General features: G+C 50.8%; 14 protein-coding genes and 1 pseudogene. 9 read left to right on the top strand and 6 right to left on the bottom strand.

The window, feature by feature from the left end; translation table 11 throughout:
• The first annotated feature begins 78 nt into the window (after positions 1 to 78).
• Both MN202_RS00740 and MN202_RS00735 read left to right on the top strand, forming a co-directional pair.
• The gene (locus tag MN202_RS00740; RefSeq protein WP_335734166.1) at positions 79 to 639 is read left to right on the top strand and encodes a GNAT family N-acetyltransferase; all 561 of its coding nucleotides are present in this window, start codon (positions 79 to 81) and stop codon (positions 637 to 639) included.
• Positions 640 to 744: 105 nt separating this feature from the next.
• Positions 745 to 2115, top strand: coding sequence for a ribonuclease J (locus MN202_RS00735; protein WP_335734165.1), 1371 nt, complete (start codon positions 745 to 747; stop codon positions 2113 to 2115).
• An 11-nt stretch (positions 2116 to 2126) separates the two neighbouring features.
• On the opposite strand, the gene MN202_RS00730 is transcribed toward MN202_RS00735, so the two are convergent.
• Positions 2127 to 3326, bottom strand: coding sequence for an ROK family transcriptional regulator (locus MN202_RS00730; RefSeq protein WP_335734164.1), 1200 nt, complete (start codon positions 3324 to 3326; stop codon positions 2127 to 2129).
• Between the two features lie 179 nt (positions 3327 to 3505).
• Between MN202_RS00730 and MN202_RS00725 the strand changes: the two genes are divergently transcribed.
• The 5 genes from MN202_RS00725 to MN202_RS00705 all read left to right on the top strand — a co-directional run bounded on the left by MN202_RS00725 (position 3506) and on the right by MN202_RS00705 (position 10574).
• Positions 3506 to 4540, top strand: coding sequence for a substrate-binding domain-containing protein (locus tag MN202_RS00725; protein ID WP_335734163.1), 1035 nt, complete (start codon positions 3506 to 3508; stop codon positions 4538 to 4540).
• 4 nt (positions 4541 to 4544) lie between these two features.
• Positions 4545 to 5519: an ABC transporter permease gene (locus MN202_RS00720; RefSeq protein WP_335734162.1), complete on the top strand. Its 975-nt coding sequence runs from the start codon at positions 4545 to 4547 to the stop codon at positions 5517 to 5519.
• Positions 5512 to 6300, top strand: a complete 789-nt coding sequence (locus tag MN202_RS00715) for an ATP-binding cassette domain-containing protein (protein ID WP_335734161.1) — start codon at positions 5512 to 5514, stop codon at positions 6298 to 6300. The genes MN202_RS00720 and MN202_RS00715 overlap by 8 nt, the downstream gene beginning before the upstream one ends.
• Before the next feature lie 10 nt (positions 6301 to 6310).
• The gene (locus tag MN202_RS00710; protein WP_335734160.1) at positions 6311 to 7948 is read left to right on the top strand and encodes a glycoside hydrolase family 3 protein; all 1638 of its coding nucleotides are present in this window, start codon (positions 6311 to 6313) and stop codon (positions 7946 to 7948) included.
• A gap of 67 nt (positions 7949 to 8015) precedes the next feature.
• Positions 8016 to 10574 carry a TonB-dependent receptor gene (locus MN202_RS00705; RefSeq protein WP_335734159.1) on the top strand — a complete coding sequence of 853 codons (2559 nt, stop codon included), beginning with the start codon at positions 8016 to 8018 and terminating at the stop codon, positions 10572 to 10574.
• Between the two features lie 145 nt (positions 10575 to 10719).
• Here the strand turns inward: MN202_RS00705 and MN202_RS00700 are convergent, their stop codons facing one another.
• From MN202_RS00700 to MN202_RS00685, 4 genes and pseudogenes are all read right to left on the bottom strand, one after another.
• Positions 10720 to 11472, bottom strand: coding sequence for a class I SAM-dependent DNA methyltransferase (locus MN202_RS00700; protein WP_335734158.1), 753 nt, complete (start codon positions 11470 to 11472; stop codon positions 10720 to 10722).
• A 107-nt stretch (positions 11473 to 11579) separates the two neighbouring features.
• Positions 11580 to 11966: a glutathione S-transferase N-terminal domain-containing protein gene (locus tag MN202_RS00695; protein WP_335734157.1), complete on the bottom strand. Its 387-nt coding sequence runs from the start codon at positions 11964 to 11966 to the stop codon at positions 11580 to 11582.
• Positions 11967 to 12095: 129 nt separating this feature from the next.
• Positions 12096 to 12500: a nucleoside diphosphate kinase regulator gene (rnk, locus tag MN202_RS00690; protein WP_335734438.1), complete on the bottom strand. Its 405-nt coding sequence runs from the start codon at positions 12498 to 12500 to the stop codon at positions 12096 to 12098.
• A 69-nt stretch (positions 12501 to 12569) separates the two neighbouring features.
• Positions 12570 to 12830, bottom strand: a pseudogene (locus tag MN202_RS00685) (GreA/GreB family elongation factor); the annotation flags it as partial.
• 420 nt (positions 12831 to 13250) lie between these two features.
• Here MN202_RS00685 and MN202_RS00680 point away from each other — a divergent pair.
• Complete coding sequence (locus tag MN202_RS00680; protein WP_335734156.1) at positions 13251 to 13982, top strand: substrate-binding periplasmic protein; 732 nt, start codon at positions 13251 to 13253, stop codon at positions 13980 to 13982.
• Between the two features lie 7 nt (positions 13983 to 13989).
• On the opposite strand, the gene MN202_RS00675 is transcribed toward MN202_RS00680, so the two are convergent.
• Positions 13990 to 14883, bottom strand: coding sequence for a hypothetical protein (locus MN202_RS00675; RefSeq protein WP_335734155.1), 894 nt, complete (start codon positions 14881 to 14883; stop codon positions 13990 to 13992).
• Positions 14884 to 15087: 204 nt separating this feature from the next.
• Between MN202_RS00675 and MN202_RS00670 the strand changes: the two genes are divergently transcribed.
• A complete protein-coding gene (locus MN202_RS00670; protein ID WP_335734154.1) occupies positions 15088 to 15633 on the top strand; it encodes an OmpA family protein in 546 nt (181 codons plus the stop codon).
• Positions 15634 to 15646 lie beyond the last annotated feature (13 nt).

The following is a 15646-nucleotide window of genomic DNA, read 5'->3' as shown; positions in this document are numbered from 1 at the left end:
GCGATTGCCTTAATCTATATTATCGATATGTAATGGGCTGCTGGCGTCAGTCGCCGGCAAAATACAGGAAGTTTTGTAATGCTAAAGGTTGCTGCAACAGAAAGATTAAGCTTCGCCCTGCTGTCAGAGCAGGATGCAGAGCTGTTATTTGAAGTCGATCAGGATGAAGAAGTGATGCGCCACCTAAGCGGTGGTAAGTTAACCACGATGCAGGCCATAACCGATATATTTTTGCCGCGCATGGCGCAGTACCGCAACCCGGAGCAAGGTTACGGCATTTGGCAGGTGCGCCGCTTACAGGACAATGCTTATCTTGGCTGGGTACTGATCCGCCCTATGGGCTTTAATACTGCCAACCCAAGCCGTGATGATGTTGAGCTTGGCTGGCGTTTTAAGCGTGCGTACTGGCGCCAGGGCTTTGCCAGTGAAGCTGCCGCGGCTGTGGCTGCTGCGGTATTGGCACAAAACCGCAATGTACAGTTTTTATCGGCTATTACGGTGCCGGATAACGCCGGCTCTATTGGTGTTATGCGTAAACTGGGTATGCAGTTTGTAAAACGCTATATGCATCAGGATGCATTAGGTGAAGTGGACGCCGTGCTGTACCGCAAGGCGGTATCTATTGCTGAAGCCAGCTAGGCAGCCTGATATTGCGCTGGTGGGCAATCAAATTTGGTTGCCTGACGACGCTTTGCTATATTAGCCGCCTGGCATAGTGTATTGACTAAGCAGTAGGTAGTTGAATTGACTGCATCCGTACCGGAGCACCTGACGCCCGGGCCAAACGATCTGTGGTTTTTGCCCTTGGGTGGTTGCGGCGAAATAGGCATGAACCTGAATCTGTATGGTCATGACGGCCAATGGCTGATGGTCGACTGCGGCGTGACCTTTTATAACCCGCTGCAGCCAACCCCCAGCCCGATAACCGCCGAAGTGCAAGCCGCCGATCCGGCCTTTATCAGCCAGCGCCGCGAGCAACTGTGCGGCATTATCATTACCCATGCCCACGAAGACCATATCGGCGCTTTGCCTTTTTTGTGGCCGCGCTTTAATTGTCCGGTGTATTGCACGCCTTTTACCGCAGAGATCCTGCGGCGTAAACTGGCACGCAGTGGCACATCACAGGCTATGCCGATCATTGAAATTGCGCCGGGCGGTACCTGCAATATAGGGTCATTCTTAATTAACTGGCTCAATATTACCCATTCGATACCCGAGCCGCAGGCACTGTTAATTACCACACCGGCGGCTAAGGTGTTTCACACCGCCGACTGGAAGATGGACGCTGCACCCATTACCGGCCGGGCGTTTAAAAGTCAGGTGTTTAAACGGCTGGCAACGCAGGGCATTACGGCAATGGTCTGTGATTCGACCAATGCCCTAAAAAGCGGCTTTTCATTGTCTGAAACCGCCTGCTACCAGGCATTGTATGAAGTTATCAGCCAGGAAAAACAGCGGGTGGTGGTTACAGGTTTTAGCAGCAATATAGGCCGTTTAATTAGCCTTGGCCGAATAGCCCAACGCACCGGGCGATATCTGGCGTTATTTGGCCGCGCCATGGAGAATATGGTTGGCGCCGCCCGTGTCTGCGGCTACTGGCCGGATGATATACCGCTGATTGACGCCAGCCATGTTGGTTACCTGCCGGCTGAAGAAGTGCTGGTTGCCGCCACTGGCAGCCAGGGGGAGCCCAAAGCCGCACTAACCCGGCTGGCCGAGCAGCGCCATCCACAGTTGTTGTTGCAGGAAAATGACTTAGTGCTGTTTAGCGCCAACTTGATCCCGGGTAATGACATGCTGGTCAGTCGTTTGCTGGATAAACTTAAATTGTTAAAAGTGCGGACCCTGCAGCCTGCCGACAGCTTATTACCTATTCATGTGTCTGGCCATCCAAACCAGGGCGAGCTGGACTTACTGTACCGCTATGTTAAGCCTGCTATCGCGGTACCTGTGCATGGCGAAGCCGGGCATATGCAGGCTAATGCCGCTGTTGCCCGTGCCGCTGGTGTACCGGTGCAATTAACCGGGCAAAATGGCGATATTTTTGTGCTGGCACCAAAGGCGCGCATCTGGCCGCAGGCTGTTGCTATCGGCCGTATTGCTGCAGAGCATTAGCGACTGGTTGTTTAGTTTTGCTGGCTGTCATTTAGGTACAATAACGCCTGTTTGCTGGTTAATGCGCTAAATTGCGGTAAACAGGCAGAGTAGGGCCGATCCATATCCAGCGCGCTGTGTAAGGGTAAGGTGGCAATACCACTGATGGCAATGTCGTAAACATTCGGCGTTTTAATCATCCGTGGTACATCACGACTGCCAAACTGTGCGATAGACGGAATAAGTGGCCGTAATCGGGCAATAAACAGATCAAGTAATTCTGTCGTGACATCGCCACCAAAAATAATGGTCTGGCTGTTAAATACCGATTCCAACATATGAATAGCAATGCGCATGGGCTCGGCGGCGTGTTCCAGCCATTTATCGATAAGCTGTGGTTGTTGCTGCATCAGGCTTGTCAGGCTATCTAAATCCAGTTCGCTTTGCCGGCTTAACTGTTGCAGCGCACTTAGCGAGGCAAAATCATTTAACCGGCCCAGTTCGCCATCTTTGCTGCTGGTTTCAGCAGAAACGAAAATTTCGCCTAAATGCCCACTTAACTGGTTGTGGCCCAGCATAATGCGCCGGCCAAATACTACGGTAGATTCGATTTGCCGGCCAAGATGCACATAAACAAAGCTGTTAAGGCCTCTGGCCTCGCCATAGAGCATATGGCAGGCGGCACAGGCTGAGGCGGTAGTTTCAAGCGTTACCGGTTGGCCACTGGTGTTGGCCAGCTGTTGCACAAAATCCAGCCTGGCCTGATGGTTGGGATAGTGCTGATCGGCCTGATCGGCAAAACTTAAGCCGATACCTAATAAGGAAGCAATAGATAGCTGGTGCTGGCTAAGTAAAGTGATAACGGCCTGGTTAAGCGCCTGTGGCAAATCGTCACTGCGCGCAATGCGACTTTGCGCCAGTTTTTGGTTGGTCAGATTAAAGAGCGCCAGTACGCAGTAATGCTCGAAAACTCTGATGCCAACGCTATAAGTACCGCTGGCGCATAACGCCAACATCTTTGATGGCTTGCCAACGACACCGTCTTTTTTTACACCCACTTCAGTTACTAAGGCTGCCGCTAACAACTCATCGACCATATTGGTGATGGTTTGCTTGGTTAAACCGCTGATCCTGGCGATCTCGGCACGGGATATCGGGCTGAGTGTGGCGATGTATGACAATACCAGTCGTAAATTCAGTGCTTTGTTTTGTTTGGAATTCGATGCCAGCAAGTCAGCATGCCCCCGTATTTATTCTGCGAAGATATTGTACGTAATATCCGAATGGTCGTCAGTTTTATTCTCCTAGCTAGTTAAGTAAAAATGATTGACATATAAAATCTAACCCCTACACTAAGTTGAAATGCCAACATAGAATAGTAGGGTTTTTGATGTCAATACACTGTTATGCAATGATTTTTTCTATCATGTTGCTGTGTGTGCCGGCCCGGGCGGATAACGCCTTTGTTAACCAGTTGGCCTCTGCCAGCCATGCGTCAGCTGTGCAGTTAAGCGCAGTCCAAGCCGAGCAACTCAACAACATGCAGTTAACTGCAGCCCTGGCATGGCACGGTGCCAGCCCCTGGATAAATGCGGTAAATCGCGGCGCGCGTGACACCTTTGAGCGCTATGGCGTAAAAGTGTTAGTTAGCACCGATGCCCAGTATGATCCGGTAAAGCAAGTTGCCGATATCGAGAATATTCAGGCGCTTAAACCAGATATGCTGTTGTCGCTGATTATCGATGGCATAAGCGCCAAAGCGGCATTGCAAAAAGCGACCCGACAAGGAACTAAGCTGGTGTTGCTAAGTAATCCGGTGCCTGGCTTTGAGCATGGCAAGGATTTTTTTGGCATCGTTACCGATGATATGCAAGGCATGGGCAAGCAAGCGGCAGAAGCGGTATTTCAGCACCTTGGTGGCAAAGGTAAGGTGGGCTTAATAGTGCACGATGCCAACTATTTTATTACCAATACCCGCGACAATGCGTTTATCACAGCGCTGAAAGCCTATAGCGGTATTGAAGTGGTGGCGCAAAGCGGCTTTGTTAAAGAGCATGATACCAGTGCTATTGCCTCGGCCATGTTGTTGCGTCACCCGGAGTTGCAGCTGATTTATGTGTCCTGGGATACTGCTGCCGAGGGCGTGGTGCAAGCGCTGCGCAGCGATGGCTATAGCGCGGTGCGGGTTGTCTCCCACGACTTGGGCATAAATAACCTGCTGAATATGGCCCAGAACGGCAATATGCTGGCGTCGGTGTCAGATCGGCCTTACGAAATTGGTGCGGCCATGGCCCGCATCGCCCTGTTGGCAGAGCTGGGGCAGGGCACACCACTTTTTACGCTGGTACCGTTTGAGCTGGTAACAAAACAGAATATCAGTGACGTATGGCAGCAAGCTTATCGTACTGAATTACCCCGTATTATTTCTATTGCGCTCGGAGACTAAGTTTATGTCCGCTATAACATCGGCGCCACTGCGCGCGCCCTGGAAAAGCCGCTTACTGCAACGGCAATACTTTATTTACTACATGTTTATCTTGGTGCTGGCCGCCTTTAGCATTTTTTTGCACGATACCGGCTTTTTTAGCCTGGCCAATTTTATGAACATTGTCCGTCAGACGGCACCTATCACCCTGATGGCGGTCGGTTTAAGCTTTGCGCTGGCGGTTGGCCATATCGATTTATCTATCGGTGCTGTGGTTGCGCTTAGCGCCATAGTGGCCGCGCTATTATTGCAATATACCTCGGTGCCGCTGGCGGTTGCCGGCGCCTTGTTAAGCGGTGTGCTGGTTGGTCTGGTCAATGGTGTGCTGATAGAGCGCCTCAGAGTGTCGTCGCTGCTGGTCACTCTGGGCACTATGGGCGTCATCACCGGCCTGGCGCGGCAGATTAGCGGCCTGGAATCTATACCGATCATTGCGCCCCTGTTTTTAATGCTGTTTGGCGCGGGTGAATTTTTAGCCCTGCCGGGCTTGTTATGCTGGACCCTGCTGTTTGCATTGTTCGGTTACCTGGTAATGAATAAGCTGGTTTTTGGCCGGCATTTGCTGGCCGTAGGCGGTAACCCTGAGGCGGCAAGGGCCATGGGGATTAACATCAGCAAAGTGCGCATTCAGGCTCTGGTCTTGTGTTCAGTGTGCGCTGCCATTGCCGGCTTGTTATACGCCGGCAGGCTGGCCGGAGCGCGCTACACCCTTGGCGAAGCCGATCTTTTAACCGTGATTGCAGCAGTTGCCATCGGCGGTGCCAGCCTGTTTGGCGGCCGCGTCAGTATTATCGGCGCTGTTATAGGCTCCTGGCTGATGGGGATGATTAACAATGGTTTGATCCTGTCCGGTTTTTCAACCGATGAGCAAATGATCACCCGTGGCGTTATTTTGATCAGCGCGGTAGCAATAGGGGCAAGGGAGGCACGTCATGGTTAGAACGGCATTAAGTCAGACCATTCTGGAAGTAAAAAACATTACCAAGCGGTTTGGCGGCGTAGAAGCGCTGCGCGGCGTAAGCTTTAGTGTGAAAAAGGGCGAAGTGGTAGGGTTACTGGGCGACAATGGTGCGGGCAAATCTACCCTGGTGCGCTGTATTTCCGGTATTCACAGTCCGGACGAAGGCGAGATACTGATTGCCGGCAAGGCCGTTAAGCTGGATTCACCGATGCAAGCCCGAAACGCCGGCATTGAAACCGTGTTTCAGGATCTGGCGATTATTCCTGAATTTGATGTGGTACAAAACCTGTACCTAAACCGTGAGATCCGTTCGGCCAATCCAATCTTGCGCTGGTTCGGCTGGCTTGACAGTAAAGCCATGGCGAAACGCAGCCAAAAATCGCTGAACCGGTTGAACAGCCGTATTCCCAGCTTAACGGAGAAGATCAGCAACTTATCGGGTGGCCAGCGTCAGGCCGTGGCCATTGCCAGAGCGGTAAGCTGGGGCGCAGAAATTGTCATTATGGATGAACCGACCGCCGCGCTTGGTGTTGAGCAAAGTGCCCAGGTAAATGAGTTAATCCGTCTTATCAGCTCGCAAGGCGTGGCAGTGGTATTGATTAGCCACAATATGCAGCACGTTATCGATACCTGCGACAGAGCCGTCGTTTTGTATCAGGGCCGCTGCAATGCCGATGTGGCTATTGGCGACGTTGATAAAAATACCCTGGTGGCCTTAATTACCGGCGCGGCGGATATGACGCTGGCGCAACCGGCTTAAGGAGGCCGCCATGCAAAAAAATATTATGCAGCTGCTGTCGGCGATGACCATCGAACAAAAAGTGGGCCAGCTGTTTGTACTGGCTTTTGCCGGCCAGGATGTAGAATACGCCCGTTATCTGGTGCGGGAGCGCCATATTGGTGGCTTTTATCTGACCGATGATAACGCTGCCACACCACAACAGGCACAGCAACTGACAGCTGCGCTGCAACATCAGGCCAGTTTAAATCTGTGCGATGCGCCACTGTTACTGGCGGTTGACCAGGAAGGCGCCTGGGGCATTTTAACCCGTTATCTGGATCTGGGGCCGGGCAATCTGGCGCTGGGGCAGGTAGATGATACGGCGTTAACGCAGGCGATGTATCAGATGTTTGCCGAGCAAGTCGGTAACCTGGGGTATAACTGTATCCTCGGGCCCTGTGCCGATGTTAACGCCAATCCGGACAACCCTATTATCGGCCAGCGCAGCTTTGGCGCTTGCCCGCAACTGGTATCACGCCATGTTGTTGCCGCCTGTCAGGGTATACAGCAGGCTGGCTTACTGGCTTGTGCCAAGCATTTTCCCGGCCATGGCGATACCGCTAAAGACAGCCACCAGACATTACCTGTGGTAGACAAATCGCTGGCACAGCTGCTGCAGCAGGATTTATTGCCATTTACTGCAGCGGCCGGGGTAGGCGTTGATCTGATGATGACCAGCCATATTTGCTACCCCCAGCTGGACCCCAAACTACCGGCAACCTTGTCAGCGCCGATCCTGACGCAGCTGTTAACCCGGCAACTTGGCTTTGATGGCCTGGTGATCAGCGACAGTATGAATATGTGGGCTATGCGCAAGCAGTTTGATCCGGTTGACGCTGTCTTACTGGCGCTGGAGGCCGGAGCCCATTTAATTATGTTATCGGAAGAGCACTATGAAAATCAGACCACCGATTATAAAGCGCTGCAGCAATTAACGCTGGATGGTGTTATTGCTGCGGTGCGCCAGGGCCGGCTGAGTGAAAGTTTGCTGGATCAGCGTTTGAGTAAAGTGCTGGCACTGCGTTATCTGAAGCTGCAACACAGCCGCCGCCATAGCAGCAAGCCGGAACATCAGGCATTAGCGCGTGATGCGGCGCAGCGCGCTGTGCGGGTGCTCCGTGATGATAACAAGCTGTTGCCGCTGCGCCAGGATGCCTATTTTATTTCGCTGGCGCAGCCATCCAACCGGTTAAAGCTGGTTAACAGCCGCGGTATTGGCCCCAATGACCCCAGAGCAGCAGATACCGAACTGCTGTTAGCACTGCAACAACAACCATTTGTGCTGGAAGAGGTTAGTTTTGCAAGGTTAGAGCGCTTTTTACAGCAACCGGACCAGTGTTTTGCCGACAAGCCCATAGTGGCAGTGTGGCAGGATTATCCGTTACCCGGCGAAAATTTTGACCCACAACAACGGCAGCGGCTGCAGGTTTTGTTGCAACATTATCCGGCCAATGTGCTGCTGCTATGTCTGGGGCCGGACTATTTACCGGCAGCAATAACGCCACCAGCGAACAGCTGTGTATGTAGCTATTCCAGCCGCTGGGTAGCAGCCCGGGCGCTGGCCGATGTTATCTGTAAAACGCCGGAAAAAAATTTAGTAGTTGACATTAGTAAAAATGATGGATAAATAATAAGTCAAAACAAAAGACATAATAATTTGTCAGTGACACCTAATAAATCAACAGGAGAAGAACATGCATGTATCACTTAGTCGTTTAGCCATTGCCGTGCTGGCAGGCTGCTGCGCGGCCCCCGTTGCGGCACAATCCACCCAGGCGCAACCGTCGGCCGATAACACCGAAATTATTCAGGTACGCGGTATTCGTGGCAGCCTGAGCAAATCACTGGCAACTAAACGTATCGCCGACTCAGTACAGGACAGTGTGTCGGCGGAAGACATAGGCGATTTTCCCGATAAAAATATCGGTGATGCACTGCAGCGTATTCCTGGTATTACCGTATCCAGAACGTATGGCGAAGTGGATGGCGTGAATATACGTGGTACGGCACCTGAGCACAGCCTGTTGCTGCTAAATGGTCAGAATGTGGCGACGGTAGGCTGGTTTGATAATGACCCTTTTACCCGCAGCTTTAATTTTGAAATGGTGTCTGCCGAGCAAATAGCCGGCATGGACGTGTATAAATCTAATGAAGCCCAGATCAACGAAGGTGCAATGGGCGGTACTATTAACCTGAAAACCCGCAAGCCGTTAGAGCTGGATGCCAATACGCTGTTTGGCTCGGTTGAGGCCAGCCATAACACTAATACCGATGGCTGGAAGCCGAGCCTGTCCGGTTTGTACAGCTGGAAAGATAGCGCGGCGCGTTTTGGTGTGCTGCTGGCCCATTCGGTCGAAAAAAATAAAGTGGCCCGGGAAACACAAAGCACCTTTGGTGGTGCTATTAGCTGGGATGGCATCAACAAGCCTGAAGTACCTGATACCGAAGGTAATCATCCGGTTATGCCGTTGGGGCTGGCCAGCATCCTGTTTGATGAACAGCGTAAAAGGACCAGCTCGCAGCTGTCTGTGCAATTTCAGGCCAGCGATAAGCTGCTGCTGTCAGCCGATTACAACCGCTTTGAATTAGCCAACCCGCATGTAAATACTGCTATTTTTAATTTTATGCATGTTAACGGCATTGTTGATGCTGAGTCGGCGGTATATAACGATCAGGGCGTGTTGGTGGCGGCGCATAGCCGCAGCCGCGATCCGGATGACTATGGCGTGCCGTTGTTTAACAACACTGTGGTCAGAACACCTAAAATGGTGTCAGATGTGCTTAATCTGCAGCTGGATTATCAGGCCGACAACTGGGAGCTGGCCGCCATTGCCGGTCGCTCCGGTGCGACATCACGTGGTAAACAATCCAGTATCTGGTTTGGCGATACGGTAGATAAATCCAGTTCTGGCGTAAGCTGGGATATACGCGGTACGCACAAATTTATGCCGGATAATGCCGACATTTTGCTCGACCATAACAAGATGAAAGTCTTTATGGAGTTCAGTTATCTGGACAACATTCGTGACAATGACATCGACTATTATCAGGCCGACTACAAATACCATCTGGACAGTTTTGGTTTTAGCAGCATTGAAGGCGGTGTGAAGTATCAGCAACAGAGTTTTAGCGCATCACAATTCGTCAGGGATGATGGCCTGCTGGCCAAAGCCGAAGCAGCCGGCCTGTCAATGCAAACATTTAACGGCGGTACGGTAACGGGTATTTTAAGTGAATTACCGGCCAATACTGCACTGACAGACTTTGCTGTGATTAACAGCAGTGTGCTGGCCTATGCCGAAGCGAACAAAGCCACTGGTGTCAGTACAAACTACTTTGCCATAGACGAAGATATCAGCGCGGCCTATGTTAAAGCTAATTTTAATACCGAGCGTTTGCGCGGTAATGTTGGCCTGCGCTGGGTTGATACCGAGGTGACGTCAAGTAACGATAGCCTGCGCCAGAGCATTAGCTATAGCAATTTGCTGCCAAGTTTAAACCTGGTGTATGACATACAGCAGGATCTGTTGCTACGCTTTGCCGCCAGCAAGTCGGTAGCGCGGCCACAGTATGAACAAATGAAGATGGCCAGCAATATTGAAGTGCACCAAAAAACCGCCAGTATTGGTAACCCGGATATTACGCCTTATCGTTCTAATCAGTTTGATCTTGGGCTGGAGTGGTACTTCAATGCCTCATCTTTATTAAGCGCAACGCTGTTTCGCAAAGACATCAGCGATTACATAGAGTCAACCAGCGAGCTTGAGTCAATTGAAGGCTGCAGCGGTTGTATCGTTACCCGCTACCGTAATGCCGGTAAGGCGTCAGTAAATGGCATAGAGCTGCAGTTTCAACAGGACTTTGGCAACGGTTTTGGCGTGCTGGCAAATTACACCTACACCGACAGCGAGCTAAACAGCATTACTACCGGTAAAGGCCCTTTGTATGGTGTATCGGAGAACTCCTATAACCTGTCAGCGTATTACGAAAACGAGCTGTTAAGTGCGCGTCTTGCCTATAACGCCCGGGATGAGTGGCGGCAAATTTATAATGATCAGGCCGGTACAGCCCAGCCGTTTAAGTCGCTGGACGCATCTTTTGTCTGGCATATGACCGACAACATCGATATTTCGCTGGAAGCGGTGAATATTCTGAACGAAGTTCGGCGTATTAACCGGCCAGAATATGGTTATACCCACTCTGTTGATCAATTTGGCGCCCGTTACTTTATCGGCGTCAGCTTTAAAATGTAACCGACTGCTGCTCCCGGCAGACTGCAGAGGGTAAGGATCCAGGTTGTACCTTACTCTCTGTTTCTCTGTTTCTCTGTTTCTCTGTTTCTCTGTGCTATCTGGCATAATGCGTCGGCTGACCACCAAAGTTTAAAGCTGTCAGTTGTTAGTCCGCGCGCTTGATACAGGCAAATAAAGCATTGCCGGCTTTTTGATCCCAGGGCGCTATGCTGTCATAGTTATGCGCCAATATATGCACGTCAAAATACGGCAATAACAGCGCTTGTAACTGGGCAAAGCTAATTGCGACCATCGCATGCTCATCCTGCCACAGCTGGCGCTGACCGGCACTGGTTTTTATGATCTGCAGCTTTAAGCTTTGCTGCTCACCGTCGCCGCTGTAATGCCAGCCAGATTCAAACTGAAAATGACTATCGTGCAGCATAGTGCTGTGGCGTACCCTGCTGTTGTTACAGATGGTGACCTTATCAACTGCATTGAAACACAGCATGCCACCAGGCGTTAAAGCGGCGTGCGCACTGGTAATGCATTGCGCAAGCGTAGCTATGCTCTGGTTGTAATGAATAGAGTATAAAAAGCAGGTGATTAAATCGACCGGCTTATCCAGCGTAAAGCTGCACATATTCTGCAGCATAAAATGCGCTTGTGGGCAGCGGGCTTTAGCTAAATCTAACATCGGTTGGTTAATATCCAGCCCGCTGCACTGATAACCATAATCAATAAAATGGCGGATATGCGGCGCACTGCCGCAGGCCAGATCAAGATGGTTTTTGCCGCCGTTACCCAGCAGTTGCTGCAACCGGTGCACAGTATTGCTTTGTGCAGGGTAGTTGATGTCGCAACACATTAAATCATAGTAGGTGGATAAATCGGTGTATAACGCATTGGATGACAGCATCGCTGCATACTGCTCAGGCGAAATTTGGGTGGCGCATTTTATAGCAGTTGCGGCGTTTTGCGAAGCAGGATTTTTAGCCGCAGTTGCTGTAAAACCGCGGCCGGGTTTTAGGCAAAACGTTGCTGCAAATAAGCAATAATATCGGCAGATTCATATAACCATTGTACCTCGCCGGTTGCTGTTTCAATGCGCAGGCAGGGTACTTTCACTTTGCCGCCGCTTTGTTCCAGCTCGTTACGGTGCAGTTGATTGTGCTGTGCGTCACGCTTTTCAATATTAAGCCCCAGCCGCGCCATCTGCTTGCGCACTTTGATACAAAACGGGCAGGCTGCGAATTGATACAGCGCCAGTTGTTGGCAGGCGGCGTCTACCTGCTGTTGCTCAGCGGGGTTGCGCGCTATGGCTTTTGGCGTTGTGAGCTTTTCTGCCAGCAGCATAAAAGGGGTTAAGATAAGACGAACCAGGCGGAAAAATAAACGAATAAACACACGCATATACGACTCTGTTGGTTGGGTTGTATCAGATGGTTGACTAATAAGGTGCTAGTGTAACATTACCATCCCGGTTATGCCTATGCTGCGGCCAGCCCAAATGGCTTAACCGCAGCGCACGGTTTTAGCCGCTCAGCGATAATAAGCGCCAGCGCGTTCTGGCTGGTATAGCAGCTCTTCAACTGTAATAGTCGACATGTCGCCGCCCGGTAATGGCCAGTTAATCGTATCGCCGGTTTTCAGGCCGAGCAAGGCGCAACCTACCGGTGCCAGCACCGAAATAGTATTGCCGTTTTGGCTGACATCTTTCGGGTACACCAGAGTTAGGGTGCTGGTTTTACCGTTACCCAGGCGAAAACGTACACTGGAGTTCATACTGATCACATTGGCCGGAAGTTGCTCTGGTGCCACCACACTGGCGCGTTCCAGTTCCTGGCTTAAGGTGTCATAACCCATGCTGTCCGTACTCAGGTTGCCAAGTAAGGCATCCAGCCGGTCATAATCGGTAGTGGACAGGACGATATCGGGGGTTTTCATTTTTAGCTCCTTCATTTTAGACATGTTTAGTGTGTCGTGTTTAACAGAGTGCTGTACGTACAGCACAGTGAGAATGCGAAAGCGCAAGACGCAACCTAACAGTGGCAGCGAGATAACCATGTCAGCCGTTTTACCCGGCAAGACACAGCCCAGCGGCGATAACAACGAAATGCGGCCTTGGCGATAATCCGCTTGTGCCGGATTAACCAGTTGCAGCCAGCCACGCTCGCCGGTATCAAGGTTTTGCAGTTCAACCGTACTGCCCGGACGAATGCAGCCGCTACTGTTAAGCCGACTTTGATTTTTGCTGTCGGCAATAGCATGCACCATGCAGCTTAGTTGCTGCGCGGTTAGCGGAAATAATTGCCGACAGGCCAATCTGGCAATAACACAGGCAACAAACTTGTTGGATAGTTTGGGGTAGCAAAAATACATTACAGCTCCGCTTTACAGAGACAAAATGGTTTGGGTGATAAGCAAGTATTTAGCCGGTTTCGCCCAGGGCAAAACCGGCCTAAGAATGGAAGGCGATAGCGATATGGTGTGGGCAATAAACGTTGTCGTTTAGCGCCGAGTGTTGTTTGTACCTTTGCATCGGGTAACCATAATGCATTAACGGTACAACTGCAATCTCATTGGCAGCTGTTAACCGCTCAGCATTGCACAATCTGCATTTATGGGCGATATTTAGGTTGTTAACAAATCCATGCTGGTACTCTGTGGTGGATACTTAATACAGGGTTGTAGTAAATGAGGCTGTTGTGGAGTGGTTTGTTGCTATGTCTGAGTACAGCGCTTAGCAGTGCTGAAGTAACCGCGCTGCGTGTAGCAATACCGGATTATCCACCTTATACCGTGCTGGCGCAGGGGGAGTTCAGTGGGCCGGGCTACGATGCCTTTATCAGCATTATGACCGAAGCCGGTCTGCAGTATCAGCTGATCCCTGTACCCAATTTTGGCCGCGCCTTAATCGATATGCAAAATCAGCAGATTGATATGTTTTTTCTGGCTACAGAAAACGCAGAACGCAGCCATGTGGCGCAGTTTTCTCTGCCGGTTATTACTACCGACTGGAGTTGGGTGTGGCTGAAAGCGCGCAAAGATGTGGTGCCGGGTAGTGAGCAGTTCAGACAAGATGCGCTGGTGTCGGCACAAATGAACAGTAATATCTTTTCCTGGTTACAGCAGCATAAATACAAAATTACTGCTGGTACCAATAACATTCATGGCCTGTTTAAACTGCTGGATTTTAACCGGGTAGATGCCATTATGTTGCCATCCGACGTGGCCACAGCGCTTATCGCCAAGCAGCAACTGGATGCGTCGCGCTACAATATGCAGCAGGAATTAACATTGCCGTTTGGTTTTTACGTCAGCAATAACTACTTGTCTTTGCAGCCGGACTTTTTGCAGCGCTTAAATGCCGCCATTAGCCGCTATCATGATAATGCCGCCAGAGCTGAACCCGCGCCTAACCAGTAAGCTGCTGCTAATTATCTTCAGATTGCATAGCCTGACGATATTGTTGCAGGTATTGTTGCTGCTGCCCGGCGGCGACTACAGCCAGATGAATGTCAAGGTAGGCGGGTAAAAAGCGTTTTGCCTGAATTTCCCTGTTAATCTGTTCAAGTATTGCTTGTCCCTGCGGGCTGTTGTTACAGGCAATATAGGCTGTTTCAACTGCCGGTGCTTCAGTCAGCTGCTGGCTGACAGTTTGTGCCGGCAGAAGATCTGGCTGCATAAAAGGGTATTCAAGAATCACATCTACCCGGCCTTCTTCCAGCATGCGCCACAGCTCTCCTATCTTAGCACCACTTTGGCGGAACAAAATATTTCGCTGCAACGCCGGTTCACGCAAAATGGTATCCAGCGCCTGCCCATAGGAGCGATCCTGATCAACACCGATCAACAAAGTGCGATGTTGCATTAATAAAGAGCTCAGGCTAACGGCGCCGGCGGCGTTTTGCTGTTGCGCTATAACAGCGGCAAAACGGTTGTTGGTATTGATGTACAACCTTATTCCCTGAACGGCAGTGAATGGCAGACTGAAGCTAAATTGTTGCCGGCGTTGGGGTAAATCCAGCACACCCGCCAGGCAACCGGACGGGTCCTGGCGGGTAAGACGCTCCGCTCTGCTGTGGCTTACCTGCACAAAGTGGGGTTTAAGGTTGTCGTTGTCCTGCAATAACAAACGCAATGCCTGATAGCTAAGCAGTTCATTTGGTGTTGGTTCGCTGTTTAACCAGTCGGCAGACATCTTGCTGTAAAAGGCTACCGGCACCCCGGCCTCAGTTGCCAAAGCATATTTTACGCAACAGCAAAGTGATAGCAGACTGATAACTAGGGCAAATTTATGGCTAACGTATGGCCGGGCCTGCAGCATATAAACTCCTCTGTGCTATACCGGCGCTTAACCGACATCAGTTTTAGCATAGGCGAGAATTAGTGCATAACCCAGAGTTTTTTTAATCATTTAAGATTACAAAATGTCAGCGTATTTTTATTTAATGTTAATGCGCGGGTTTATTAATCTGGCTTGCTCCGGTAAAATTCGCCCAGTTATTTAACACTAACCCGGAGTGCCATCTTGCCAACATTATCTTTGCCAACATCATCGCTTATTGCCGCAGTATTCGCGGCGCTGTTAACAACAGGCTGTGTTAGTACAGCAAAGGATAGCCCAGACACTGCTCAGGCAGAGGTAAATAGCAACGGGCAGGCTGCTATGTTATTTAGTACCAGATTGCAGGCAGTCGATGGTGTGCAGACTACCGCAGTTGCTGATAATAGTGTCAAAGTTGCCTTTAGCGGTAACACCATGTTTGCGCGTGACGGCACTGGTTTAAGCGCCACTTCGCAACAACAGTTATTGCAGGTCGCAGTTGCGTTAAAAGAATCCAATTACAGCACGGCGCTGGTGCTTGGACACACAGACAGCTCGGGTCAATTAGCCTATAACAATACTTTGTCGCAGCAACGGGCTGATCAGGTAAGAGCTTTTCTGCTACAACAAGGTGTGTCGCCAGAGCAGCTTACTGCACAGGGCCGCGGGCCTGCCGAGCCGATTGCCGATAACAACACGGCTCAGGGCAGGGCGGCGAACCGCCGGGTAGAGCTGATTGTCGTGTTTTGAGCTATCTGAGGTT

Origin of the sequence: Rheinheimera muenzenbergensis (genome assembly GCF_036984005.1) — a bacterium.
Lineage (GTDB): Bacteria > Pseudomonadota > Gammaproteobacteria > Enterobacterales > Alteromonadaceae > Alishewanella > Alishewanella muenzenbergensis.
This window is presented reverse-complemented; position numbering and strand designations above follow the sequence as displayed.

Coding starts and splice junctions, on each gene's coding strand:
- MN202_RS00740 (WP_335734166.1), top strand. CDS start 79: ATGCTAAAGGTTGCTGCAACAGAAAGATTAAGCTTCGCCCTGCTGTCA.
- MN202_RS00725 (WP_335734163.1), top strand. CDS start 3,506: ATGATTTTTTCTATCATGTTGCTGTGTGTGCCGGCCCGGGCGGATAAC.
- MN202_RS00720 (WP_335734162.1), top strand. CDS start 4,545: ATGTCCGCTATAACATCGGCGCCACTGCGCGCGCCCTGGAAAAGCCGC.
- MN202_RS00715 (WP_335734161.1), top strand. CDS start 5,512: ATGGTTAGAACGGCATTAAGTCAGACCATTCTGGAAGTAAAAAACATT.
- MN202_RS00710 (WP_335734160.1), top strand. CDS start 6,311: ATGCAAAAAAATATTATGCAGCTGCTGTCGGCGATGACCATCGAACAA.
- MN202_RS00705 (WP_335734159.1), top strand. CDS start 8,016: ATGCATGTATCACTTAGTCGTTTAGCCATTGCCGTGCTGGCAGGCTGC.
- MN202_RS00700 (WP_335734158.1), bottom strand. CDS start 11,472: ATGCTGTCATCCAATGCGTTATACACCGATTTATCCACCTACTATGAT.
- MN202_RS00695 (WP_335734157.1), bottom strand. CDS start 11,966: ATGCGTGTGTTTATTCGTTTATTTTTCCGCCTGGTTCGTCTTATCTTA.
- rnk (WP_335734438.1), bottom strand. CDS start 12,500: ATGAAAACCCCCGATATCGTCCTGTCCACTACCGATTATGACCGGCTG.
- MN202_RS00680 (WP_335734156.1), top strand. CDS start 13,251: ATGAGGCTGTTGTGGAGTGGTTTGTTGCTATGTCTGAGTACAGCGCTT.
- MN202_RS00675 (WP_335734155.1), bottom strand. CDS start 14,883: ATGCTGCAGGCCCGGCCATACGTTAGCCATAAATTTGCCCTAGTTATC.